Origin of the sequence: Burkholderia sp. ABCPW 14, from assembly GCF_001523835.1 — a bacterium.
Taxonomy (GTDB): domain Bacteria; phylum Pseudomonadota; class Gammaproteobacteria; order Burkholderiales; family Burkholderiaceae; genus Burkholderia; species Burkholderia mayonis.
This window is the reverse complement of the sequence record NZ_LOVS01000208.1, coordinates 1-23,316: the sequence shown is the minus strand read 5'-3', so window position 1 is coordinate 23,316 and position 23,316 is coordinate 1. Positions and strand designations below refer to the sequence as shown.

The following is a 23,316-nucleotide window of genomic DNA, read 5'->3' as shown; positions in this document are numbered from 1 at the left end:
TGACCGCTTCGGGCCGCGCCCAGCTCGCGACGCCCGACGCCTGCACGCGCGCGATCAGATCGTCCTCGATGCAGCCGCCCGACACCGAGCCGACGACGAGCCCGTCGTCGCGCACCGCGAGCATCGCCCCCTCCGGCCGCGGCGACGAACCCCAGGTCCGCACGACCGTCACGAGCAGCGCGCGGCGGCCGTCGCCGAGCCAGCGCGCGCCCGTTCTCAGCACTTCGAGATCCATGCTTTCCATCTTCAGCGCGCCGCCTGCGTGGCTTTCCTGAGCTTCGCGACATCGGCCGGCCTCACGGCGGGCGCGCCGTTGTTCCAGCCCGCGCGCATGAACGTCAGCACGTCAGCGATCTGGCTATCGGTCAGCACGTTCGCGAACTTCGGCATCGGATACGCGGCCGGCAGCCCGTCGATCACGAGATCCTCGGTGCCGTTCAGCGTGACGTTGATCAGCGACGACGCATTCGATTCGAGCACGTTCGGATTGCCCGCGAGCGGCGAAAGCAGCGGCGCGAACGCATTGCCGTCGACGCCGTGGCAATGCATGCAGTACGCGGCATACACCTTCGCGCCCGCATCGTGCGCGGGCCGCGCGAGCAGCGCCTGCGTCGCGGCCGCGTCGTAGCGATAAGGCGGCGCGCCCGTGCCGCCCGACGCCGGCAGCGACTTCAGATAGCGCGCGATCGCCGTCAGGTCCGCATCCGTCAGCGCCTGCGTGCTGTGATTGATCACGCTCGTCATCGAGCCGAACGCGCTCGCGTGCCTGTTCGCGCCCGTCTTCATGAACTGCGCGACATCGGCTTCGCTCCATCGCCCGAGCCCGACGTTGTGCTCGCCCGTCAGGTTCGCGGCGAACCAGTTGTCGATCGGCGCGCCGGACAGGTACGCCGGGCCGCTTTCGTCGAGCGCTTTCTCCTGGAAGCCGACGCCGCGCGGCGTGTGGCACGAACCGCAGTGGCCGAGCCCCTGCACGAGGTACGCGCCGCGATTCCACGTCGCGTCCTTGCCCGGCTTGTCGCGATACACGGTCGTGTCGAGAAACACCGGGTTCCAGATCTTCAGCGGCCATCTCATGCCGAGCGGCCACGGAATGTCCGACGCGCGGTTCGCCTGCTTCACCGGCTCGACGCCGTGCATGAAGTACGTGTAGAGCGCCTTCACGTCGTCGTCGGCGAGCTTCGCGTACGACGGATACGGCATCGCCGGATACAGGTTGTGGCCGTCCTTCGCGACGCCTGCGCGCAGCGCGCGCGCGAACTCGGCCTCGCTGTAGCCGCCGATCCCCGTCTCCCGATCCGGCGTGATGTTGGTCGCATAGATCGCGCCCAGCGGCGTCTCCATCGGCAGGCCGCCTGCGAACGGCTTGCCGCGCGCTGTCGTGTGGCACGCGATGCAATCGCCCGCCTTCGCGAGGTATGCGCCGCGCGCGACGAGCGCGTCGTCGGGCGTCGCGGCGCGCGCGCCCGCGCTCAGCGCGAGCGCGGCGAGCATTGCGCCGAGCGCCTTCGCGACGTGCTTCAGTTTGTTTCCTGTACGAATCATCGGAGTCCTCGACATTCAGGCGGTTTTCAGCTGGCTGCCGACCGGCAGCTTGCGCAGGCGCTTGCCGGTCGCCGCGTAGATCGCGTTCGCGAGCGCGGCGGCGAGCGCCGCCGTGCCCGGCTCGCCGATCCCGCCCGGCGCTTCGGCGCTCTTCACGATCAGCACGTCGATCTGCGGCGTCTGATCGATCCGCAGCATCCGGTAGTCGGTGAAGTTGCTCTGCTCGACACGGCCGTCCTTGATCGTGATCTCGCCGTACAGCACGCCCGTGATCCCGAAGATGATGCCGCCCTGCATCTGCGCCTCGATCGTGTCCGGGTTCACGACCATCCCGCAGTCGACCGCGCAGACGACGCGCTTCACGCTCACCTCGCCGCCGTCGACGGTCACATCCGCGACCATCGCGACGAAGCTGCCGAACGCATGCATCACCGACACGCCGCGCCCCTGCCCCTTCGGCAGCGCCGCGCCCCAACCCGCCGCCTTCGCCGCGACGTCGAGCACGTTGCGCGCGCGCGGCGACTGGCCGAGCAGCGCGCGCCGGTATTGCACCGGATCGGTCTTCGCCTGCGCGGCGAGCTCGTCGATGAAACTCTCGACGACGAACGTGCCGCGCGTCGGCCCGACGCCGCGCCAGAACGCGGTCGGCACGTGGCGCGGCTCCTGTCGAACGTAGTCGACGAGCTGGTTCGGCAGCTCGTACGGCAGCTCGGCGGACACGTCGACCGCGTCCGGATCGACGCCGTTCTTCATCGCGGGCGGCGCGAAGCGCGCGACGATCGACGAGCCGACGATCCGGTGCCGCCACGCGATCGGCTTGCCGTTCGCGTCGAGCCCCGCCGAAATCCGGTCGTAATAGTACGGCCGGTACATGTCGTGGCGGATGTCTTCTTCGCGGGTCCAGACGACCTTCACCGGTGCGCTCACTTGCTTCGCAATCTTGACCGCCTGCCGCACCATGTCGGTCTCGAGCCGCCGGCCGAAGCCGCCGCCCAACAGATGGTTGTGCAGAATGATCTTGCTGGCCGGCAGGCCCGTCACGCGCGCCGCCGCATCGACCGACCGCGTCGGCACCTGTGTGCCCGTCCAGATCTCGCAGCCGTCCGGCCGCACGTGCACCGTGCAATTCACGGGCTCCATCGTCGCGTGCGCGAGCAACGGCTGCTCGTAGACCGCGTCGACGCGCGTCTTCGCGTCCGCGAACGCGCGCTCGACGTCGCCGTCCTTGCGCGCGACCGCGCCTTGGCCGTCGGCCGCGCGCACGAGATCGTCGACGATGTCCTTCGTCGACACGTGCGCGCCCGCTCCCTCGTTCCACTGGATTTGCAGCGCCGCCGCGCCGCGTTTGGCGGCCCACGTATGATCGCCGACGACCGCGACCGCGTCGTCGGCGATGACGACCTGCCGCACGCCCGGCACCTGCCTTGCCGCGCGATCGTCGACGTGCGCGACCGTGCCGCCGAACACCGGACTGTTGACGATCGCCGCATACAGCATGCCCGGCACGCGCACGTCGAACCCGAACTGTGCGGTGCCGTCGACTTTCTCCGGCGAATCGAGCCGCTTGACCGGCTTGCCGATCAGCTTGAAGTGCTCGGGCTTTTTCAACGCGACGTCCTTCGGCACCGGCAGCTTCGCCGCCGAATCCACGAGCTGCCCGTACGACGCGCGCCGCCCGCTCGGCGGGTGCCGCACCTCGCCGCCTTCCGCGACGCACGACGCCGGATCGACCTTCCACTGCTGCGCGGCCGCGGTGACGAGCAGCACGCGCGCGATCGCGCCCACGCGGCGCATCGGCTCCCACGCGAAACGCATCGACGTCGAACCGCCTGTCAGTTGGCCGCCCACCAGCGGATCGAAGAACAGCTTCCCGTCCGGCGGCGCGTGCTCGAGCGTCACGCTCGACAGCGGCACTTCCAGTTCCTCGGCGATCAGCATCGGAATCGACGTGTAGACGCCCTGCCCCATCTCGACCTTCGGCATCACGAGCGTGACCTTGCCCGCGCGGTCGATCTGCACGAACGCGTTCGGCGCGAACACGCCGCTCTGCGGCGTCTCGACCGCGTCGCCGCCGATCACCGTGCGGCGCGCGTCGCCGCCCGCGGCAGGCACGCTGAAGCCCAGCAGCAGGCCGCCGCCCGCCGCCGCGCCGAGCGTCACCCCGAATTTCAGGAAAGTACGGCGCGACACGCCCGCCGCTTCGGCGGCGAGCGCGTTGCCCGCTTCGATCAGTCCGCGCGACATGTCAGGCCTCCTTGGCGGCGTGCTTGATCGCCGCGCGAATCCGGTTGTAGGTGCCGCAGCGACAGACGTTGCCCGTCATCGCCGCATCGATGTCGGCATCGTCGGGATTGGGATTCGACGCGATCAGCGCCGCCGCGGCCATCACCTGGCCCGACTGGCAATAGCCGCACTGCACGACATCGAGTTCGCGCCACGCCTGCTGGACCTTCCGGCCGGCGGGCGTCGCGCCGACCGCCTCGATCGTCGTGATCTTCTTGCCGCCGATCGCGGCGACGGGCAGCACGCACGAGCGCACCGCGACGCCGTCGAGATGCACGGTGCACGCGCCGCATTGCGCGATGCCGCAGCCGAACTTCGTGCCGACGAGGCCGACCAGGTCGCGCAGCACCCAGAGGAGCGGCATGTCGGCGGGCGCGTCGACCGTATGGGTTGCGCCGTTGATGTTGAGCGTGATCATGTGGGGGGCCTAATGTGAGTAGTGGCGATCGGCGCCGTGCGTAAGCGCCGCGTCAACCTTCCGTCGACGCCGACATGCGTCGACGCGCGCGATCGGCCTTGCGCGTGCCGGAGGGGACGCCGACAAGTTTAGGGCGCATGGTTGCGCTTCGGATACACCAATTCCGTTGATACATTGTCAAGTTTTGCTAATGACGACGCGCGGCGACGATGCACGGCCGCCGCGCATGCCGCGTGCCGCACCGTCACGGTGCGTCGGGCCCGACGCGCACCACGAGCTTGCCGAAGTTCTTCCCGTCGAGCAGTCCGATGAGCGCCTGCGGCGCCGCTTCGAGCCCTTCGACGACGTCCTCGCGCAGCTTCACCTCGCCCTGCGCGACCCACTCGCGCATTTCCTTCAGGAATGCCGGATAAACATCCGCATAGTGATCGAGAATGATGAAGCCCTGCATCTTGATCCGCTTGCGCAGCAGCATGGACGTCAATTGCGGCAGCCGGTTCGGCCCCGGCGGCAACGCGCTGTCGTTGTAATGCGCGATCAGTCCGCAAACGGGCACCCGCGCACCGACATTCAGCCGCGGCAGCACCGCGTCGAACACCGCGCCGCCGACGTTCTCGAAATACACGTCGATGCCGTTCGGACACGCATCGGCGAGCTTCTTCGCGAAGTCCGGGTCGCGGTGATCGATGCATGCGTCGAAGCCGAGCGTCTCCGTCACATGGCGGCACTTGTCCGCGCCGCCCGCGATGCCGACGATCCGGCAGCCCTTCAGCTTCGCGATCTGCCCGACGACCGAGCCGACCGCGCCGCTCGCCGCCGCGACGACTACCGTCTCGCCCGCCTTCGGCTGGCCGATCTCCAGCAATCCGAAGTAGGCGGTGAAGCCCGGCATGCCGAGCACGCCGAGCGCGTGCGACGGATGCTCGACGCCGGCGAGCGGCATCAGGTCGGAACCGTCGGACAGCGCGTAGTCCTGCCAACCATTGTTCGACAGCACGAGATCGCCGTCGCGAAACGCGGGCACGGTCGACGAGACGACGCGGCTCACCGTCCCGCCCACCATCACGCCGCCGATCTCGACGGGCGGCGCGTACGAAGGCGCGTCGCTCATCCGCCCGCGCATGTACGGATCGAGCGACAGCCAGACCGTGCGCAGCAGCACCTGGCCCTGCGCGGGCGCGGGCGGCGGCGCCGTTTCGATACGGAAATTCTCGGGCGTAGGCGCGCCTTTCGGGCGCGAATTCAGAACGATCCTGCGGTTCGTCGTCTTGCTTTGCGGCATAGGAATCTCCGTCGGAGTGGAACGTGGGTCGTAAGGGTTCGGCTAAAGGCTCGAAGCCTCGAAGCGTCGAAGACTTACAGGCTCGCTTCGAGCACGCGGCGGCTCACGGCGAGCGTGACATCCTTGCGCTCGCCGAGCCGCGTCATCCCGTGCGCGTCGAGTTGCGCGATCAGATAGTCGATCGCGTCGGCGCCCACGCCGTAGTCGGCGAGGCGGGTCTTGACGTCGAGGCTTTCGAAGAACGCGCGCGTGCGCGCGATCGCCGCGTCGATGCGCTCGTCTTCGGTGCCGTCGACGATCTGCCATACGCGCGCTGCGTACTGCAGCAGCTTCGCACGCTTCGCGTCGCGCCGCACCTGCAGCATCGACGGCAGCACGACGGCGAGCGTGCGCGCGTGGTCGATGTCGTAGCGCGCGGTGAGTTCGTGTCCGACCATGTGCGTCGCCCAGTCCTGCGGAACGCCGGCGCCGATCAGGCCGTTCAGCGCGAGCGTCGCGACCCACATCAGGTTCGCGCGGATCGCATAGTCGTGCGGCTCGGCAATCGCCTTCGGGCCGATCTCGATCAGCGTCTGCAGCAGGCCCTCCGCGAAGCGGTCCTGCGCAAGGCCGTCGGCCGGATACGTCAGATACTGCTCGACGATGTGCGTGAACGCGTCGACGACGCCGTTCGCGACCTGCCGCGGCGGCAGCGTGTAGGTCTTCGTCGGATCGAGGATCGAGAACGCAGGAAACACGAGCGGGCTGCGAAACGCGAGCTTCGCGTGCGTCGCGCGCCGCGTGACGACCCCGCCGTTGTTCATCTCCGAGCCGGTCGCGGGCAGCGTCAGCACGCTGCCGAACGGCAGCGCCGCGGCGACGTTCGCGCCGTGCGCCTCGAGGATGGCCCACGGATCGCCGTCGAACGGCACGGCGGCCGCAACGAACTTCGTGCCGTCGATCACCGATCCGCCGCCGACCGCAAGCAGAAAATCGACGCTCTCGCGCCGCACCAGCTCGACCGCCTTCATCAGCGTCTCGTAGGTCGGATTCGGTTCGATCCCGCCGAATTCGCGCACGTCGCGCGCGCCGAGCGCGGCGCGGACCTCGTCGAGCGTGCCGTTCTTGCGCGCGCTCTCGCCGCCGTACAGCACGAGGACGCGGGCCGTCGCCGGCAGCAGCTCGTTCAGCCGCGCGACCGTGCGCTCGCCGAAAACGATCCGGGTCGGATTGTAGAAATCGAAATCCTGCATTGTTGCTCCATTAAAAGTAGACCAGTCGTCTAGATCCCCGGCGCAAAAGAAGGCGCGCCCATGCGCGCCTTGCCTCCTTGCCCGGCCGATCAACGACTCGACTGCGGCAAGTTCAACCACTGTAACGTCGTCGCCATCGCGGTTTCGAGCGGCTTCCGGTTGCGATGCATCTTCTCGAGCAGCGTTGCGCCGAGCCAAAGCTCGTACAGCGCCGCCGCCGTCTGTCGCGAATCCGCGATCCGTTCGAGCGAGCCGTCGGCAAGCCCCGCGTCGATGCCGGCCGCGAGGCGCTCGACGATTTGCCCGGTGCCGCGCTCGAGCACGTCACGCATCGCCTCGGAGAGATCCGACACCTCCGCGCCGAGCTTCACCACCAGGCACTTGCCTTCCGGATCGTCGGCGCACTGCGTGTTCAGCCAGTTGCGCCAGTAACGCATCAGGCGCTCGGCGCCCGTGCCCGGCTGGCGGATCAGCAGCGCGTCGAGGTGCGCGAGATAACCGTCGAAATAGGCTTCGAGCAACGCCTCGCCGAACGCTTCCTTCGAACCGAAGTAGTGATAGAACGACCCCTTCGGGACGCCCGCCGCCGCGAGAATCCCGTTCAAGCCGACCGCCGAAAACCCCTTGTGGAGCATGATCGGCTTCGCGACGTTCAGGATGTGCTGGCGCACTTGCTCGCCCGAAGAGGTATTCATGGCGCGCATCATAGCACGATTAGACCGGTCGTCTAGTGACGCGCCGGGGCCGGGTGGCACTTCTCGCCTCGGCCTGCGCGGACCGCGCGCGACGCTCGCATCCGCCGAACGGTCAGCGCCGGCCGCTCTCCGTTCGACGCACACGCCGGCGTGCGATCCGGCGATCTCGCGCATCGGGATCAACGATCGCCCGCCGCCCGCGGTTGACGCACGGCGCAAGCTTCATCGCGTGATCGCGACCGGACGCCGGACACGCGTTCGGAGCGCGGCGCGCGCGATCGCGCCGTCGTCGTCCGGAGACGAAAGGCAGTCGTCCCAAACGATCCGGCACGGCGCAAACCGGCTCCGTGCGCTTCGCGCCGTATCGCATGAAAAAAGTGCGTCAGGCGCGTGCGACGACGTCGACGCGCAGCGCTTCGCCGCCGGCCGCGATCGCGAGCAGGCGGTCGACGTTCGGGTGCGCGCCCGGACGGTTGCGCGCATCGGCTGTGTGCTCGGCGAACACCGCGAGACCGTGCTCGGCGGCCTTGGCGTCGAGCGTGCCGTACGCCTGGCGCAGATAGTGATACACCGCCAACGAGCCCTGCTTGCCCGGCATGTTCTCGATGCTCGCCACCACGGCGCCGTTGCCGTCGACCAGATCGATGCGCTCGACACCGTCGATGGCGGGCAGTTGGGCGAGGTTGTCCTTGAATACGTTGGTCGGCTGAATCACTGATGACGCTCCGTCTGGTCGGGGATGAGTTTGGCGGGGCGTATCTTAGCCGATCGAGGGCCGGACATCGCTTCAAGAGGATGGCACCCGACCGCCTTTGCGCAAAGCCGGCGCCCGGGGCCGCTCCCCGGGCGGGCATTCATCGTTGCAATCGCCGATTCGCGGGGATGGACGGCGGATGCGAAACGGGCAAAGCCCGCCTCCCCGGATCACCGCAGGCCGCCGCTCGCAATCAGGTGCTCGCCCGTCAGCCATCGTGCGTCGTCCGATGCGAGAAAGACTGCGATCGACGCGATGTCGTCCGGTTGGCCCAGGCGGCCGAGCGGCGTCTGGCCGACTGCGGATGCTTCGAGCTCCGAGCCGATGATGCCCGCGCTGTGGGTGCCTTCGGTGACCACCATGCCCGGATTGATGGCGTTCACGCGGATCTTCCTCGGACCGAGTTCGCGCGCGAGCACGCCGGTGATCGCGTCCACGGCGCCTTTCGTCCCGCTATATACCGCGCTTGCCGGCGGCGTGATGCGGCTCACGACCGAACTGACGTTGATGATGCTCGCGCCCTCGCCGAGGTGCTTCACGGCCGCCTGCGTGGTGAGCAGCAGGCCGAACACGTTCGTGTCGAACTGTCTGCGGAAATGCGCTTCGGTGATCTCCTCGATCGGCGCGAACGCGTAGACGCCGGAATTGTTGACGAGAATGTCGAGGCGGCCATACGTTTCGATGGCGGCGTCGACGATGCGTTGTGCGTCGGCGGCTTTCGACACGTCGCCCGCGACCGCAACCGCCTTGCCGTTCGCCGCGGCGATCTCGGCCACGACGGCATCGGCGCCCGCCTTGCTGCTCGCGTAGTTGACGACGACGGACGCCCCCTCCGCCGCGAGCGCTTTGGCGATCGCGGCTCCGATACCCTTGGATCCGCCCGTGACGACAGCCACCTTACCTGCAAGCTTGCTCATGATCTTTCCCTTGACAAAAGGTCGTACATTTCGGAGAACCGGCGATTTTCCCGACGCCATCGACCGGCGATGAAAGGAATGTAGACGTCCCGCGCGCGCCGATAAAGCGGCACGACGCGAATTGAGTTGCGTGATGAGCCGAACAATCGACAATGCAAATCGAATCACGAAATGATCGACGGCGTCGTGCGCATCGACGATCGGCGTCGCATAGGCCGGCGGCGCCTTCGGACGAGCCGGAAAACGAACGGCGACATGGCGCTGCCTCGACGGAGACGATGGCTGCTTCGGCCGATTTCCGCCCCCATCCGGCCGGCATCCGCCCTCGCTCGCTCGAGAACTGCCGGCCCTCCCCCCGCCAACGTGTAAACTGCTGCCTTTTTTTGACACGGACACTCGTGGCATGGTGCAAGTCCCGCAACGTAGAGCGCTCGGCGGCCCGACGCTGATCCGCTTGCTTGCTCGCCTGGCGGACGCCGACGTTCAGGAATCCAGGCAATCGCTGTCGGACCGGCTGAGCCAATGGCTCGCCTGGACCGACGCGATCGCGCTGTCCTCGGCGCTGAGCATGAGTCCGCCCGCCAGCAGCAGCGGCGCGCGCGCCGGCGACGACGACGCGGACAGCCTCGGCGCGCACGCGCGCGCATCGCTCGCCAAGGCGATCGCCCGCACCGGCGCGTTCGCCGCCGGACGCGACAGCGCCGCGCCGGCCGCCGCCCGGGATGCATCCGCGGACGCCCCGATCGATTTCACGGTCTTTCGTCACGACTATCTGTCGATGCAGCAGGCGATGGAAATGGATATCGGCGACTTGCGCGGCCGTCTGCGGCAGATGATGGCCGCCCGGACGCCCGCGCTCGCCCGGCTCGCGGTGCTCGACGCGACGATGGAGCGCGCGCTGGCCGCGCGCGAGCGGAATCTGCTGGCGTCCGTGCCCAAGCTGCTCGGCACGTACTTCGAGCGTTTGCGTCAGGCCGAGCAGCAGCGGCTGGCCAACGCCGAAGCACAAGCGGAAGCGAAAGCCGAAGCCAAGGAAACCGCCGCCGCGGTCGCATCGAGCACGTGGCTCGACGCGTTCCGCAAGGATATGCAGAGCGTGCTGCTCGCCGAGCTAGAAGTTCGTTTTCAACCGGTCGAAGGGCTGCTCGCCGCCCTTCGCGCTCGCTAACCGGGACCCCATGTCCAGATATCACGTCAATCTCGCTGTCTTTTTCGCCGGTCTCGCGGCCGTCTGCTGGATCGGCGCCGGCTATGCCGTGTCGAATCCGCTGGCGCTCGCCGTCACGATGGTGATCGCCGCCTGCTATCTCGCCGGCGCATTCGAGCTGCGTCGCTATCAGCAGGCCACCGCCACGCTCGTGCGCGCGGTCGCGGACCTGTCCGAACCGCCGTCCGGATTGGGCGTCTGGCTCGATCGACTGGACCCGAGCCTGCGCAACGCCGTGCGCTTGCGCATCGAGGGCGAGCGCGTCGCGCTGCCGGGGCCCGCGCTGACGCCGTATCTGGTCGGCCTGCTCGTGCTGCTCGGCATGCTGGGCACCCTCCTCGGCATGGTCATGACGCTCAGGGGCACCGGCGCGGCGCTGGAGAGCGCGACAGACTTGCAGGCGATCCGCGCATCGCTGGCGGCGCCGGTCAAGGGGCTCGGATTCGCGTTCGGCACGTCGATCGCGGGTGTGTCCACGTCCGCGATGCTGGGCCTCCTCTCCGCGCTCGGCAGACGCGAGCGGCTTCACGCGGCGCAGGCGCTCGACGCGAAGATCGCGACGACGCTGCGCATCCACTCGCACGCCCATCAGCGCGAGGAAACCTACAAGCTCCTGCAGCGACAGGCCGAAGCGATGCCCACGCTGGTCGATCGACTGCAGACGATGATGACGACGCTCGAGCGGCAGAGCATCGCGTCGGCCGATCGGCAGATCGCCGGCCAGCAAGCGTTCCTCGGCAAGGCGGAGGAGACATACGCCCGCCTTGCTTCGTCGGTCGGTCGGTCGTTGAAGGACAGCGTCGCCGAAAGCGCGCGCGTCGCCGGCGCGGCGTTGCAACCGGTCATGGAAACCACGATGGCGGGTCTCGCGCGCGAGACGGCCGCGCTGCACGACGCCGTCTCGCATGCGGTGCAGCGGCAACTGGATGGCTTGTCGGCCGGCTTCCAGGCGACGGCCGCGAACGTCGCCGACATCTGGAGCCAGGCGCTGGCCGAGCATCAGCGCTCGAGCGACGCGCTCGCGCAACGCCTGCATGGCTCGGCGGATCGGTTCGTCGAATCGTTCGAACAGCGCTCGGCGGGCCTGCTGGACGGCGTCTCGGCGCGGCTGGACGCGACGGCGGGCAACGTGTCGGCGGCATGGAACGACGCGCTGTCGCGGCAGGAACAGGCCAACGAGAAGCTGGCCGAGCGCAATCGGCAAGCGCTGGAGGCGGCCGCCGCGACTTTCGAGCGGCATTCGGCGGCGCTGCTGCGCACGGTGGATCAGTCGCATGCGGACTTGCAGACGGAACTCGCGTCGCGCGACGAGCAACGGCTGGCCGTCTGGACCGACACGCTCGCGTCGATGGCCGCCAAGCTCGGCGACGAATGGGAGCAAACGAGCACACACGCCGCCGGCCGCCAGCAGGCAATCTGCGACGCGCTCGCGCAGACCTCGCGCGACATCTCCGCCCAAGCCGCAACCTTCGAACAACACTCGGCTTCGCTGCTGCGTTTGGTGAGCCAGTCTCATTCGGATTTGCAAACAGAACTCGCGTCGCGCGACGCGCAACGCTTGACCGCCTGGACCGATGCGCTCGCGTCGATGGCTACCAAGCTCGGCGACGAATGGGAGCAAACGAGCACACACGCCGCCGGCCGCCAGCAGGCAATCTGCGACGCGCTCGCGCAGACCGCACGCGACATCTCCGCCCAAACGCAAGCGCACGCGAGCGACACGATTGCCGAGATCTCCCGGCTCGTGCAGGCCGCGTCGGAAGCGCCCAAGGCCGCGGCCGAGGTCGTCGCCGAGCTGCGCCAGAAGCTGTCCGACAGCATGGTCCGCGACACCGCGATGCTCGAAGAGCGTAGCCGGCTGCTCGCGACGCTCGAGACCCTCCTCGACGCAGTGAGCCACACGTCGACCAAGCAGCGTTCGGCCGTCGATGCGCTCGTCTCGACGTCCGCCGAGCTGTTGCAACGCGTCGGCACCCGGTTCACGGACATGGTCGACGCCGAGACCGGCAAGCTCGGCGCCGTCGCCGCGCAAGTCACCGGCAGCGCCGTCGAGGTCGCGAGCCTCGGCGAAGCGTTCGGCACGGCCGTCCAGTCGTTCGGCGAGTCGAACGACAGGCTCGTCGCGCACCTGCAGCGCATCGAAGCCGCACTCGACAAGTCGCTCGTCCGCAGCGACGAGCAGCTCGCCTATTACGTCGCGCAGGCGCGCGAGGTCATCGACCTGAGCATGATGTCGCAGAAGCAGATCATCGAAGACCTGCAGCGCGTCGCCGGTCAGCGGGCGTCCGTCGGAGCCGAAGCGGCATGAGCGACGAAATCGACGGCGGCATCGAGCAGACCGCGCCGATCTGGGCCGCGTTCGGCGATCTGATGTCGGTGCTGCTGGGCGCGTTCGTGCTGATCCTGGTCGGGGTGATCGGCGTGCAGTTGGAACTCTCGTCGAAGCTCGACGCCGAGCTCAGGCAGCGGCAGATCGAAACGCAACGCCGCAAGACGCTCGAGCAGGCGTTGGCGGGACCGCTCGCGGCGGGGCGCGTGACGCTCGTCGACGGGCGCATCGGCATCAGCGGCAGCGTGCTGTTCGCGCTGAATTCCGACGAGTTGCAGCCGGCGGGCCGCGATCTGCTGAAGAGCCTGGCGGGGCCGCTCGCCGCCTATCTCGCGACCAATCGCGAGATCCTGATGGTGAGCGGCTTCGCGGACGACCAGCAAGTGCGCGCGGGCAACCGCCAGTTCGCGGACAACTGGGAACTGTCGGCGAAGCGTGCGCTGACGGTGACGCGTGCATTCATCGACGAAGGCGTGCCGGCGGCGTCGGTGTTTGCGGCCGCGTTCGGCTCCGAACAGCCGGTCAGCTCGAACTCGGACGACGAGGGACGCGCGAAGAACCGGCGCGTCGAGATCGCGCCGGTCCCGCGGCCGACGACAGGCGACGGGCGACGGTGAGCGCCACGAACAACGCCGCGGCGCACGCACGGGAAACGCTCGACGCATGGCGCGCGCGCGGCGCCGATCGGCTGGACCCCGTGCGCTTTCGCTTCATCGACGCGCTGCTGCGTCGGACGGCCGGCCAGACGGGCGACGCGCGCCGCATGCTGGACGCGCGGCTGTCCGCGCTGCTGGACGCGTACGCCGACGATCTCCAGCGCGCCGAATCGAAGGCCGACGCGCGCGAACGCGCGACGGCGACGCCTATGCCGACGCCTATGTCGCCCTCGATGCCGGCCGAGTCCGCGCGCGGGCCGCTCGCCGCATTGCTCGACTACATCGGCAGCCAGGAGCGCCCGGACGACGGCGGGCCCGGCGCCGCTGGCAGCGCAGCGAATCGCAGCCGCCAGGCCCTTCGCCCGGAGCCGGAGATGCTCGCCTACTTCCGGGAAATCTGGTCGAGGGTCAGCGCGGACAGCCAGTTGCGCGAATCGCTCGAACAAGTGCCGAGGAACGCCGGCCCGCTCAATTCGAGCAGCCTCGTGCATCGGTCGCTGTCGCTGATGCGCGAGCTGTCGCCCGAGTATCTTCGGCAGTTCCTGTCGTATGTCGACGCGTTGTCGTGGCTCGCGCAGATGAACGGCGACGAGGCCGCCGCGGGCGACGACGCGGCGCGCGGCGGAAGCGCGAAGAAGAGCGGGCGGAAGAAGTCGCGGTAGCGCGGCGAACGCGGCGCCAGGCGCCGCGCACCGCCATGCCCTATACAGCACGATTCAGCCCCGTTCGTGGCGACGGACGCTAACCGTCCGTCGCCACGAACGGGCCGTCGCGCTGCAACTGCCCATTCGCGCCGATGCGAGTGATAGCGCCGCCTTTCGGTCGTCCTGCGACCCGGCATCCGACAAGATTACCCGCCTCGTTTCATCGCCATTCGCGCGACGGTCTGCCACGGCACGTCATCTCGACGACCGAACGGAGGCGGCAACGTGCACGAAACGGTCGAGGCAGTCGTTTAACGAGTCTCGCCTCACGGAAATGGAAAGCACTAGGGCGACCGGCACCAGCACCAGTGGCGTCGCATTTGCGGCAATGAACATCGAACTGGGCTATCCCTCGCCATTTCGCTGTTCCGCACAATCCATACGCAATAGACATCGTACATCGAGCACGGCACGAGCGGCATCAATGCGACTATGTCGCCGCGCGCCCTCCGACTACCGGGTGCTCACCGCACTTGCTTACCGCTTCCATTGCGGATCAACGAAAACAATATCGAGCTCCCGCGCCGCGTCCACATAACGATTATCGATATCTCGCTTCAGCCGCAACATTTCCATACTCGACGAACTTTTACTTCTAAATCGAGCCGCTTTCCGTTGCTGAAGCATGCGACGGCAATACACATCTCGAAATTTCTAACAAATGCGATATTGCATGCGACGCAAGCCTATTTAAAATTACCGTCGTTCGCACCACTCGATCGCACAAGAATAGCCAGTGAAATACCGCCCGAACGGATGCAGAAAATCTCTCGCATCGTGTGAATTTTCCAGAATCACATGATGCGCCATTAGCAAATACCACCTCTCGATATGGTCAATGCGAAATCCGCTAACTCATGCATTCGCACATTATTTTTCTCAACCCACATTCCCGACATACTCCCATCACACAACAATCCACCGGCATAGTCATCTGGTTCCACAACCAAATTATTATGCAAGGAGTTCGCAATGAGATTCGTCAAATATCTGATCGCGGTGTCCGTTATCGCTCTGCTCGTCATTTATGGAACCACGCACTGGATTGCCCGGAAAGTTCCGAGAACGACAGCCGAAACATCGGTGCCGTCCGGTATTGCGACAAATCCGCCCCCCGCGCTCGCCAACCAGTTCATGGATGCAAACCGCCGATCGTCCGAGCCGGACATCGGCTCAGCGTCGGCAAGCAACAGAGAAGTCGCTGAATTCCAGCATTTCCAGGCCGCCGTCATTGCATTTCAGCAGAAACGCGACTCTCTATCGACCGAGACACGACAAACCACGGTCAAGTCACTCGTGAACGCATTGCCGGATCGCGTACGAGCCGGACAAGTGCTACCGATCCAGGCACTTGCTCTTGGCGAAACGCTCCTGAACGAAGCAAATTTCAATCCAGCAGAGCGCGCGAAATTGTCTTCGAACTTGCGTCAACAGATCGAAGACTATTCAGCCCGATCGGTCGGCAACCCGCCAACCGACGATCCCCGATATCGGCGTTATCAAGAGCAGAGCGCCAGCGCGATAGACGACATCTCACATACGGTCGCACCTGAACAGCAACAAGCGGCTATCTCCGCGCGATTGCAACAACTGCGCGTACAGCTTTACGACAAGCAGGCCAATTGAAAATCACGACTCTCTTGGCAAACATGATACGGGGGAAAACATGAAACAAGTCATCTCGCTGAACCGCAAGGCCTATCTGGGTGTGATGGCGGCGCTGTGGTCGGGCGCCGCATGCGCCGCACTGCCGTATGTGTGGGAACAAGTGACGTTGCCCGCGTCGAGCGGCGCGACTTGTGCGAACGGTACGCCGTACCGTTTCTACGTCAACCGATCGCTTCAGCTTTTCTCAAAGAACGTGCTGGTTGCCATAGAACCGGGCGGCGCATGCTGGGACTACGCGAGTTGCCAAGGTAACGGCGAACTCGGCGCCTCGAATCCGAATGGCATTCCCGATGGTTACGTGAACGTTATCCATAACGGCACATTCAATCCGTCCGGTCTCGTCGTCGCCATGCTCTCGCCAATCCTGAGCCGGTTTCCGGTATTGGCGCTTTCCAGTACATGGCAGGCGCCGCCGACCATGAACTGGCATTACGTATATTTGCCTTATTGCACGGGCGACATCCATGGCGGCAGCGCGGTGCGTGTCTACACAGCCCCCGACGGGCGCTCGACGCGCATTCAGCAATTCGCTGGCTTGGCCAATGTCAGCGCCGCGATCGAATGGATGACACAGAATGGGTTAAGCAAACCTGATCAATTGCTGGTGTGGGGAGCAAGCGCGGGCGGATACGGCTCGGCATTGAACTACGCCTCCATTCGCACGGCACTGCAACCTCGCAAGAGCGCGCTTTTCGATGATTCGGGGACGATATTTCCCGCGAACCTGAGTGGCGACGCCACACAGCCAAGTCACGCTTATCGCATGTACGCCAAGGCGTTCGATGAATGGAACTTTCTTCGACCTGGCGGTGCAGTCGATCGGATTGCGAACCTGCCCAATCTAAGCACGGCCGAAAAAAACAGCGTGATGAACAACCCAGCCGAGCTTTACGACATACTGGCACGCTCCTTTCCTAACGATCGCATGGGATTGTCGACATTCCAACGCGACGAAGTCATCGCACAATTCACGTATGATCAGTTCTATCCTGAAATTGCCGCCGCCCCGGATGCAGCCACCAAGCAAGCGTTGCGTCAGGCACTGTTCACAAACGACTTGAGATTACTGACGAACGAACTCAAGGGACACCATCCCAACTTTGGCTACTTCATGCCGGAGGATCGCGCGGGATTACTCGGCAACCATATGGTTTCCACACTTACCTTCTTGGGATCGGAAATCAATGGCAACGGTCAGAACGTCGGCGCGTTCCTGAGCGATCTGCTGTCGAACCAAGATCCGCAGCACACGCCTGTCATGCAAGCGTACTCCACGAGTACGGATCGGCCGCCAATCATCCGGGCGATATTCGACTTCGTCATGTCGACGCTCAAGGCATTCGGTCTCAGCACATAAATCGAGTCAACCTCGCATCCCCCAACTGGTGCGGCATTCATTCGAGACGTAGATCCCGGTTTCCAGAGCTTACCGTGTCCCGCCGACGTGTTCAGGCCCGTCGGCGGTCGCCCAGTTGCGACGGCGCGAAACAGGCCTGCATGACCGGATACTTTGTCATCGGTTCGCCCATCGCGTAGCCAACGATTTCGCCGCTGTACAAATCTTTCAGGCCGGCGGGATACAGCCGACTCTCGTCGATCGCGATATACGTGATATCGCCGCACCAGGCCTGATTGGGCGCCGCCGCTGAAGATTGGGCGCCGCCGCTGAAAAATCGTGGTTTGACAGATTCGGCGCAATAGCATCGATCGTGCTTCGAATTGGCCGTAGCCTTGAACCGACGTTTCCGCTTGCAGTGCAGCCCCGGTTTCTTGCGCAATCGCTTGATCCGATACACGCCAATTCGGATGCCGCGCTCCTCGAGATGCTGTTGCCTGCGTTCAAGATCGCAACTTTCTCGCGTCCGCCGACGGGTCGCGAGCACTTCCGCTTCCAAACGGGGCTCCTGCTGCGCTCTTTCGGCAGGCTTTCGCTTACGCCACGCATGGTAGCCGCTCATCGATACGCTCAGCAGGCTGACAGATTGACGGTACGGGAGTCCGGTCGCATTCGTTCAATCTCGCCGTACCCACCGCGACTCCTTCGCGAAGTACGTTGCGAATTTTTTCAAGCGATCGCGCTCCATCCTGACTTCCGCCAGTTCATGCTTCACCTGCGCCAACTCGGCTTCCAATTCCATCAGCGGCTTCCGGTGACGAGCGACATCCTTCAGCTTGCCGGCCCTCGCGGCTCGGATCCAGTTTGCCGGCGCCTTGATCGGCATCGATAGCCGCCGGGCAGTTTCCGACAATCCAACACCTTCGGTCAAAGCCGGCCTCACCGCCTCATCGCGAGTTCTTCCGTATAGCCCGCTCTCGGAATTCGATTCACTTCACACATGCCTCCGTTTCTCAATTCTGCGAAACGTCAGCTTCCATTTTTTCGACCAGACTCGGATGACCGACCACCCGCCAACGCGTTTCGCAACGGCATCTGTCGCAACGATGTCTCTCGATGCGTGCCACGGTAAAATTCTTCCGTTTCATCTTACTCGGCTCGTGCAGGCACCATGTGGGGAAATCAGCCGCGAGCACATCCATCTCGATCCACGTCGATCGGGGCGCGACACTCCCTGCTTCATCGATTTTTCTTGATTCAACGGCATCCCGAACATGACCTACACGCTCGCCGCCCGCTACACGCGCGAACTCGACATCCGCAAGAGCCGCTTCATCGCGTATGCGATCCCGGTCGAGGACCGCGACGCGGCGATGGCCGAGTTGCAGCGCCTGCGCGCCGAGCATCCGAGCGCGACGCACGTCTGCTGGGCGCTGCTCGCGGGCGGCCAGTCCGGGATGTCGGACGACGGCGAGCCGTCCGGCACCGCTGGCCGGCCGATCCTCGAGGTGCTGCGCCATCACGATCTCGACGGCGTGCTCGCGGCGGTCGTCCGCTACTTCGGCGGCGTGAAGCTCGGCGCGGGCGGCCTCGTGCGCGCGTACACCGACGCGATCGCCGCCGCGCTCCTCGACGCCGAGCGCATCGAGCGGATCGCGTATACACGGCTTGCGATCGAAGTCGGCTATCCCGACGAGGCACGCGTGCGCCGCTGGATCGAGCAGGAAGGGCACGATCTCGTCGACAGCGCGTACGGGATGACGGTCAAGCTCGTGGCCCGACTGCCCGCGACCGCGGTCGATGCGGCGCGCGACACGCTGTTCGATCTGACGCAAGGGCGCGCCGGGTTTCCTTCAGTCGATTGAACGCGCGACGCGCGCTCGGCTCGGCTCGGCTCGGCTCGGCTCGGCTCGCTCGGCTCGGCTCAGCGTTCACGGGCTGCCGGCCACCGCTTCCGCATCGCGTGTCCGATATCGCGCGCCGCATCCTCCGAGCCTTCCGTTATCGACCGACGGTATGTCGAAGCGCTTCGGCACGAGGCTGCTCCCAACGAGCCGCCTCGCTGCCGCCCGGTCGGACAGGCCATCTGCCGCCCACGCCAAACGCACCCTCTCGCCCCCCGCGCCTCGACAAAACGGATGACCGCCGCCCCCGGTTTGCGCTATCGTGGCGTCACTTTTCCACGTCAACCCGCGCCGACCACGCGACGCCTCCATGCCCGCACGCCTGCACGCGGCGTTCACCGCCCTCCTCGCCGCCTCGCTGTTCGGCGCCGCCACGCCGCTCGCGAAGACGCTGCTCGGCTCGCTCACGCCGTTCATGGTCGCCGGCCTCTTCTATCTCGGCAGCGGCGTCGGCCTCGCCGCGTTCATGCTGATTCGCCGGCTCGCGCGCCGCGCCGACGCATCGCAGGCCGAGCAGTCGCGGCTGCCGCTCGCCGAACTCCCGTGGCTCGCGGGCGCGATCGCGGCAGGCGGCGTCGCGGGCCCCGCGCTGCTGATGCTCGGCCTCGCGACGACGCCCGCCGCGACGGGCGCGCTGTTGCTGAACCTCGAGGGCGTGTTCACCGCGGTGATCGCGTGGGTCGTGTTCCGCGAGAACGTCGATGCGCAGATCTTCGCCGGCATGGTCGCGATCGTCGCGGGCGGCGTGCTGCTGTCGTGGCATCCGGGTGCGGCGGGCGTGCCGCTCGGCGCGCTGCTCGTCGCGGCCGCGTGCGCGTGCTGGGCGATCGACAACAACCTGACGCGCAAGGTCTCGACCCACGACGCCGCGACGATCGCCTGCATCAAGGGACTCGTCGCGGGCTCGGTCAATCTTGGGATCGCGCTTGCGCTCGGCGCGAAGCCGCCTGCCGCCGCCGCGACCGCCGCCGCGATGCTCACGGGCTTCGCCGGCTACGGCGTGAGCCTCGTGCTGTTCGTCGTCGCGCTTCGCAACCTCGGCACCGCGCGCACCGGCGCGTATTTCTCGGTCGCGCCGCTGTTCGGCGTCGGGCTGTCGCTCGCGCTGTGGCCCGAATGGCCGCCGCTATCGTTCTGGGCGGCCGCGGCGCTGATGGCGATCGGCATCTGGCTGCATCTGCGCGAGCGGCACGAACATTCGCACACGCACGACGCGCTCGAGCACAACCACCGGCATCGTCACGACGCGCATCATCAGCACACGCACGACTTCGCCTGGGACGGCGCGGAGCCGCACACGCATCCGCATCGGCACGCGCCGATCACGCATACGCACGCGCACTTCCCGGATATTCATCATCGGCATTCGCACTGAGTAACCGTCTGCCGAGTCAAGTGCGATGAAGGGAATTGTCCCAAGGGGGTTGGATCTGACCATGGCATTGAGCATGGTCAGGAGCTTGCGCATGCAGGTGACCAGCGCGACCTTGGGCAGTTTGCCGCCCGTGATCAAGCGCTGGTAGAAGGCGGTGATGGCGGGATGGCGGCTCGCGGCCGGCTTCGCGGGCTTCACGGCTTCGGGCTTGGCTTGGCTTGGCTTGGCTTGGCTTGGCGTGGCGTGGCGTGGCTTAGCTTTGGCCTCGACCAGCGGCAAGCCTCGCGGCTTGGCATTGGCATCGACTTCGGCAAACCACAGGTCCGCTACCGCAGCGTCGCTCGCGCGCCGGCGTCACGATGTCACGGCCACACGCCCGACGCCGCGCCGACGATCCCCGCGACGCTCACCGCCGCCGCCGCCACCGACACGACCCACAGATAAGCGCCGCGCGGCCGCTGCGCGGGCGGCAGCGCGATCGCCGCGAGCGCGACCAGCAATCCGGCGACGAGCGGCAGCATCAGCGCGTTGACCACCTGCGCGGCGACGTTCAGCGACACCAGATCGGGCGCGATCCAGACGATCGCCGCACAGCCGGCGACCGACGCGACGTAGATCCCGTAGAACCACGGCGCACGCGTCGGCCGGTCGTCGAGCGAGCGCTCGTAGCCGGCGACTTCGCCGAGCCCCCATGCGAGCGCCAACGAGCAGACGATTGCCGCGACCATCGACGCGCCCAGCACGCCCGCGCCGAACAGCACGCGCGCCGCGTGCGGGCCGACCACCGTTTCGAGCGCCGTGCTGATTTCGCCGACGCTGCCCAGCGCGCGGGCCGCGCCGTCGCCCGCCAGCGTCGCCGCGGCCGCGACCAGCACCGCGCCCGTCAGCAGTTGCGTCAGCACGGCGCCCGCGGCCGTCTCGGCGCGCGCCGCGCGATGGTCGCCTGGTCCGAGCCGCTTGTCGGCGACGGCCGCCTGCTGATAGAAGACCATCCAGGGATTGAACGTCGCGCCGATCAGCGCGGCCGCGAGATAGCCGAACGGCGCACCGGCGGACGCCGGCCGCGCGGCGTGCGAGAACAGCCCGCGCCACTGCGGATGTGCTTTCCACGCGACGACGAAGAACGTCAGCTCGAACGCGCCGATCACGATCGCCGCCTTGTCGACGCGTTTGTGCGAGCCCGTCATCACGATCGCGATCAGCAGCGCGACGGCGAGCGGCAGGCTGACCGCGCGCGGCACGCCGAACATCTCGCCGACGCCGGCGACGCCCGTGAACTCGGTCACGAGCGAGCCGAGCACCGCGACGACGAGGCCCGCCGCGGACAGCCACGCCCATCCCGCGCCGAAATGCTCGCGGATCAGCTCGCCGTGGCCGCGCCCGGTGAAGATGCCGAGCCGCACGGTCAGCTCCTGGATCATGTACAGCAGCGGCACGAGGCCGAGCAGCAGCATCAGCGGGCCGACGCCCCACTGCACGCCCGCTTGCGCGGCGGTGACGACGTTCCCGGCGTCGCAATCCGCGAGCATGACGAGGAGTCCCGGCCCCCATAGCGCCGCCCATCGCCGGCCGGCGGGCAGATTCGATTTCGACGGAAGAGAGGAGCCCGGCATGGATACTGAAAGGTTGCATCGGTAGTATGCGGCGGCCGATTGTAGCGCGCCGGGCGCGGCCGACGCGAGCGGCGCATCGGCGCATCCGCTCGCGTCGCACGCAGTTCCCCGCGACGGCGAACGCGGCATCCCCTTCACCTCGATAATCGATATGGAAACCTACATTCTGCTTGGCGTCGGCTTCGGCGCAGGCCTGCTGATCGCGATCTGGGGCATCAGCCAGCTCAAGTAAGCGAAGGCGTGTCGAATGTGCGTGAGCGGCCGGGCGTGAAAGCGCCGCGCCGTCGTGCGCGCAACGCGCGAACATCGGCGACGGCTGCCCGGGCACGCACGCGCCCAAGGGCCGTGAGTCGGAACGAGACGAAGACGTCGCAACACGACGCCGCATGCCGCCGCACACGCCGTCATGGGAAAAGCGCACGTGCGCCGGACGCGCGCGGCTCGCGACGCCCCCCCGAAGATCCGCGCCGTCGCGTTTTCGTCGTCGCCCCCGCTCGTTCGGCACGCAAGTCTGGCGCGCGCTGTCTCGAACTCGAGCCGCGCTCTTTCGAAGCGGGCGCGCCGCGCAAGGCCGCGGCGAAATCAACGCGATGCGTCACGCTGCGCGCCGTCTGCGCGCCCTCCGCCGTCGACATCCGCCGCGTCTGCCGAACGATCCCGCGCTCATGCGCGCCGGCTACGGCCGATCGCCTCATGCGCGCCCGTCCAGCAGCCTTCGCGCCGCCCACATGCCCGTCTCCGCCGCACCTTCGGTCCACGGCGAGCCCCTGTAATCGCCCGCGAGCAGCACGCGCCGGCGCGCCCCCGCGCCGGCACGCCGAGCAAAGCAGCGTGGAGCGCGCCGGCCGGGCAACGAACGTCAGCCGAGAAACAGCCGATAAGCGGGATTGCCGGTTTCTTCGCGAAACGGATAGCCGAGCGTCGCGAGAAAGCGATCGAATGCCGCGTCGTCCGCGTGCGGCACCTGCAGGCCGACGAGGATCGAACTCGCGTCGCCGCCCTGGTTCCGGTAGTGGAACAGGCTGATGTTCCAGTCCGGCGCCATCGTAGCCAGGAACTTCATCAGCGCGCCCGGCCGTTCGGGGAAATCGAAGCGGAACAAGCGCTCGTCGTGCGCGAGCGGCGAGCGGCCGCCGACCATGTGCCTCACGTGCTGCTTCGCGAGCTCGTCGCCGCTCAGGTCGACGGTGTCGAAGCCGTGTGCGGCGAAGGTGCGCGAGATCTCGTCCGATTCGTCGCGCCGCTTGATCTGCACGCCGACGAAGATGTGTGCCGATTGCGCGTCGGCGATCCGGTAGTTGAACTCGGTCACGTTGCGCTCGCCGACGAGCGAGCAGAAGCGCCTGAAGCTGCCGCGCTCCTCGGGGATCGTCACCGCGAATACCGCCTCGCGCGCTT

General features: G+C 66.9%; 18 protein-coding genes and 4 pseudogenes. 8 read left to right on the top strand and 14 right to left on the bottom strand.

Annotated features, from left to right (window positions below):
* The 9 genes from WS62_RS31285 to WS62_RS31245 all read right to left on the bottom strand — a co-directional run.
* On the bottom strand, nt 1–244 hold a 244-nt coding region (locus WS62_RS31285; protein WP_197422961.1), incomplete at its 3' end, for an XdhC family protein.
* A 2-nt stretch (nt 245–246) separates the two neighbouring features.
* Nucleotides 247–1,494, bottom strand: a complete 1,248-nt coding sequence (locus tag WS62_RS31280) for a c-type cytochrome (protein WP_231748467.1) — start codon at nt 1,492–1,494, stop codon at nt 247–249.
* A gap of 66 nt (nt 1,495–1,560) precedes the next feature.
* Complete coding sequence (locus WS62_RS31275; RefSeq protein WP_066579302.1) at nt 1,561–3,789, bottom strand: xanthine dehydrogenase family protein molybdopterin-binding subunit; 2,229 nt, start codon at nt 3,787–3,789, stop codon at nt 1,561–1,563.
* Between the two features lies 1 nt (nt 3,790).
* Nucleotides 3,791–4,246 (bottom strand): (2Fe-2S)-binding protein, encoded by a 456-nt coding sequence (locus WS62_RS31270; RefSeq protein ID WP_066496618.1) that lies wholly within the window; start codon nt 4,244–4,246, stop codon nt 3,791–3,793.
* A gap of 244 nt (nt 4,247–4,490) precedes the next feature.
* On the bottom strand, nt 4,491–5,528 hold the full coding sequence (locus WS62_RS31265; protein ID WP_066579300.1) for an NADP-dependent oxidoreductase: 1,038 nt from the start codon (nt 5,526–5,528) through the stop codon (nt 4,491–4,493).
* 74 nt (nt 5,529–5,602) lie between these two features.
* Entirely contained in the window at nt 5,603–6,760 is a 1,158-nt protein-coding gene (locus tag WS62_RS31260; RefSeq protein WP_066579299.1) for an iron-containing alcohol dehydrogenase, read from the bottom strand.
* Nucleotides 6,761–6,849: 89 nt separating this feature from the next.
* Nucleotides 6,850–7,455: a TetR/AcrR family transcriptional regulator gene (locus WS62_RS31255; protein WP_066579309.1), complete on the bottom strand. Its 606-nt coding sequence runs from the start codon at nt 7,453–7,455 to the stop codon at nt 6,850–6,852.
* A 382-nt stretch (nt 7,456–7,837) separates the two neighbouring features.
* Complete coding sequence (locus WS62_RS31250; RefSeq protein WP_066579294.1) at nt 7,838–8,170, bottom strand: DUF2322 family protein; 333 nt, start codon at nt 8,168–8,170, stop codon at nt 7,838–7,840.
* Between the two features lie 209 nt (nt 8,171–8,379).
* Nucleotides 8,380–9,126, bottom strand: a complete 747-nt coding sequence (locus tag WS62_RS31245) for a glucose 1-dehydrogenase (RefSeq protein ID WP_066579290.1) — start codon at nt 9,124–9,126, stop codon at nt 8,380–8,382.
* A gap of 403 nt (nt 9,127–9,529) precedes the next feature.
* Between WS62_RS31245 and WS62_RS31240 the strand changes: the two genes are divergently transcribed.
* The 6 genes from WS62_RS31240 to WS62_RS31220 all read left to right on the top strand — a co-directional run bounded on the left by WS62_RS31240 (nt 9,530) and on the right by WS62_RS31220 (nt 17,047).
* Entirely contained in the window at nt 9,530–10,294 is a 765-nt protein-coding gene (locus tag WS62_RS31240; RefSeq protein WP_066579288.1) for a DUF3348 domain-containing protein, read from the top strand.
* Between the two features lie 10 nt (nt 10,295–10,304).
* Nucleotides 10,305–12,641: a DUF802 domain-containing protein gene (locus WS62_RS31235; RefSeq protein WP_066579284.1), complete on the top strand. Its 2,337-nt coding sequence runs from the start codon at nt 10,305–10,307 to the stop codon at nt 12,639–12,641.
* Nucleotides 12,638–13,279, top strand: coding sequence for an OmpA family protein (locus WS62_RS31230; protein WP_066579282.1), 642 nt, complete (start codon nt 12,638–12,640; stop codon nt 13,277–13,279). Before WS62_RS31235 ends, WS62_RS31230 begins: the two co-directional genes overlap by 4 nt.
* Nucleotides 13,276–13,980, top strand: coding sequence for a DUF2894 domain-containing protein (locus WS62_RS31225; protein ID WP_066579280.1), 705 nt, complete (start codon nt 13,276–13,278; stop codon nt 13,978–13,980). Before WS62_RS31230 ends, WS62_RS31225 begins: the two co-directional genes overlap by 4 nt.
* Before the next feature lie 1,014 nt (nt 13,981–14,994).
* A complete protein-coding gene (gene plcR / locus WS62_RS37165) occupies nt 14,995–15,648 on the top strand; it encodes a phospholipase C accessory protein PlcR (RefSeq protein WP_156441200.1) in 654 nt (217 codons plus the stop codon).
* Nucleotides 15,649–15,688: 40 nt separating this feature from the next.
* Nucleotides 15,689–17,047: a pectin acetylesterase-family hydrolase gene (locus WS62_RS31220; protein WP_066579277.1), complete on the top strand. Its 1,359-nt coding sequence runs from the start codon at nt 15,689–15,691 to the stop codon at nt 17,045–17,047.
* Between the two features lie 92 nt (nt 17,048–17,139).
* On the opposite strand, the pseudogene WS62_RS38595 reads toward WS62_RS31220, so the two are convergent.
* A pseudogene (locus WS62_RS38595) lies at nt 17,140–18,019 on the bottom strand (IS3 family transposase); the annotation flags it as partial.
* A gap of 281 nt (nt 18,020–18,300) precedes the next feature.
* On the opposite strand from WS62_RS38595, the gene WS62_RS31210 reads away from it, so the two are divergent.
* Both WS62_RS31210 and WS62_RS31205 read left to right on the top strand, forming a co-directional pair.
* A complete protein-coding gene (locus WS62_RS31210; RefSeq protein WP_066579269.1) occupies nt 18,301–18,891 on the top strand; it encodes an IMPACT family protein in 591 nt (196 codons plus the stop codon).
* Nucleotides 18,892–19,240: 349 nt separating this feature from the next.
* Nucleotides 19,241–20,305: a DMT family transporter gene (locus tag WS62_RS31205; protein ID WP_066579262.1), complete on the top strand. Its 1,065-nt coding sequence runs from the start codon at nt 19,241–19,243 to the stop codon at nt 20,303–20,305.
* 16 nt (nt 20,306–20,321) lie between these two features.
* Here the strand turns inward: WS62_RS31205 and WS62_RS37155 are convergent.
* From WS62_RS37155 to WS62_RS31195, 4 genes and pseudogenes are all read right to left on the bottom strand, one after another.
* A pseudogene (locus WS62_RS37155) lies at nt 20,322–20,485 on the bottom strand (IS110 family transposase); the annotation flags it as partial.
* Between the two features lie 182 nt (nt 20,486–20,667).
* Entirely contained in the window at nt 20,668–21,918 is a 1,251-nt protein-coding gene (locus WS62_RS31200) for an NRAMP family divalent metal transporter (protein WP_066579306.1), read from the bottom strand.
* A gap of 691 nt (nt 21,919–22,609) precedes the next feature.
* Nucleotides 22,610–22,741, bottom strand: a pseudogene (locus WS62_RS39120) (FAD-dependent oxidoreductase); the annotation flags it as partial.
* A 36-nt stretch (nt 22,742–22,777) separates the two neighbouring features.
* Nucleotides 22,778–23,316 (bottom strand): annotated as a pseudogene (locus WS62_RS31195) (threonine ammonia-lyase, biosynthetic); the annotation flags it as partial.

Bases quoted from the DNA above. Each gene is read 5' to 3' on its own strand.
- WS62_RS31200 (WP_066579306.1), bottom strand. From the start codon at position 21,918: ATGCCGGGCTCCTCTCTTCCGTCGAAATCGAATCTGCCCGCCGGCCGG.
- plcR (WP_156441200.1), top strand. From the start codon at position 14,995: ATGAGATTCGTCAAATATCTGATCGCGGTGTCCGTTATCGCTCTGCTC.
- WS62_RS31265 (WP_066579300.1), bottom strand. From the start codon at position 5,528: ATGCCGCAAAGCAAGACGACGAACCGCAGGATCGTTCTGAATTCGCGC.
- WS62_RS31255 (WP_066579309.1), bottom strand. From the start codon at position 7,455: ATGAATACCTCTTCGGGCGAGCAAGTGCGCCAGCACATCCTGAACGTC.
- WS62_RS31210 (WP_066579269.1), top strand. From the start codon at position 18,301: ATGACCTACACGCTCGCCGCCCGCTACACGCGCGAACTCGACATCCGC.
- WS62_RS31270 (WP_066496618.1), bottom strand. From the start codon at position 4,246: ATGATCACGCTCAACATCAACGGCGCAACCCATACGGTCGACGCGCCC.
- WS62_RS31245 (WP_066579290.1), bottom strand. From the start codon at position 9,126: ATGAGCAAGCTTGCAGGTAAGGTGGCTGTCGTCACGGGCGGATCCAAG.
- WS62_RS31230 (WP_066579282.1), top strand. From the start codon at position 12,638: ATGAGCGACGAAATCGACGGCGGCATCGAGCAGACCGCGCCGATCTGG.
- WS62_RS31260 (WP_066579299.1), bottom strand. From the start codon at position 6,760: ATGCAGGATTTCGATTTCTACAATCCGACCCGGATCGTTTTCGGCGAG.
- WS62_RS31205 (WP_066579262.1), top strand. From the start codon at position 19,241: ATGCCCGCACGCCTGCACGCGGCGTTCACCGCCCTCCTCGCCGCCTCG.
- WS62_RS31280 (WP_231748467.1), bottom strand. From the start codon at position 1,494: ATGCTCGCCGCGCTCGCGCTGAGCGCGGGCGCGCGCGCCGCGACGCCC.
- WS62_RS31240 (WP_066579288.1), top strand. From the start codon at position 9,530: ATGGTGCAAGTCCCGCAACGTAGAGCGCTCGGCGGCCCGACGCTGATC.
- WS62_RS31235 (WP_066579284.1), top strand. From the start codon at position 10,305: ATGTCCAGATATCACGTCAATCTCGCTGTCTTTTTCGCCGGTCTCGCG.
- WS62_RS31220 (WP_066579277.1), top strand. From the start codon at position 15,689: ATGAAACAAGTCATCTCGCTGAACCGCAAGGCCTATCTGGGTGTGATG.
- WS62_RS31275 (WP_066579302.1), bottom strand. From the start codon at position 3,789: ATGTCGCGCGGACTGATCGAAGCGGGCAACGCGCTCGCCGCCGAAGCG.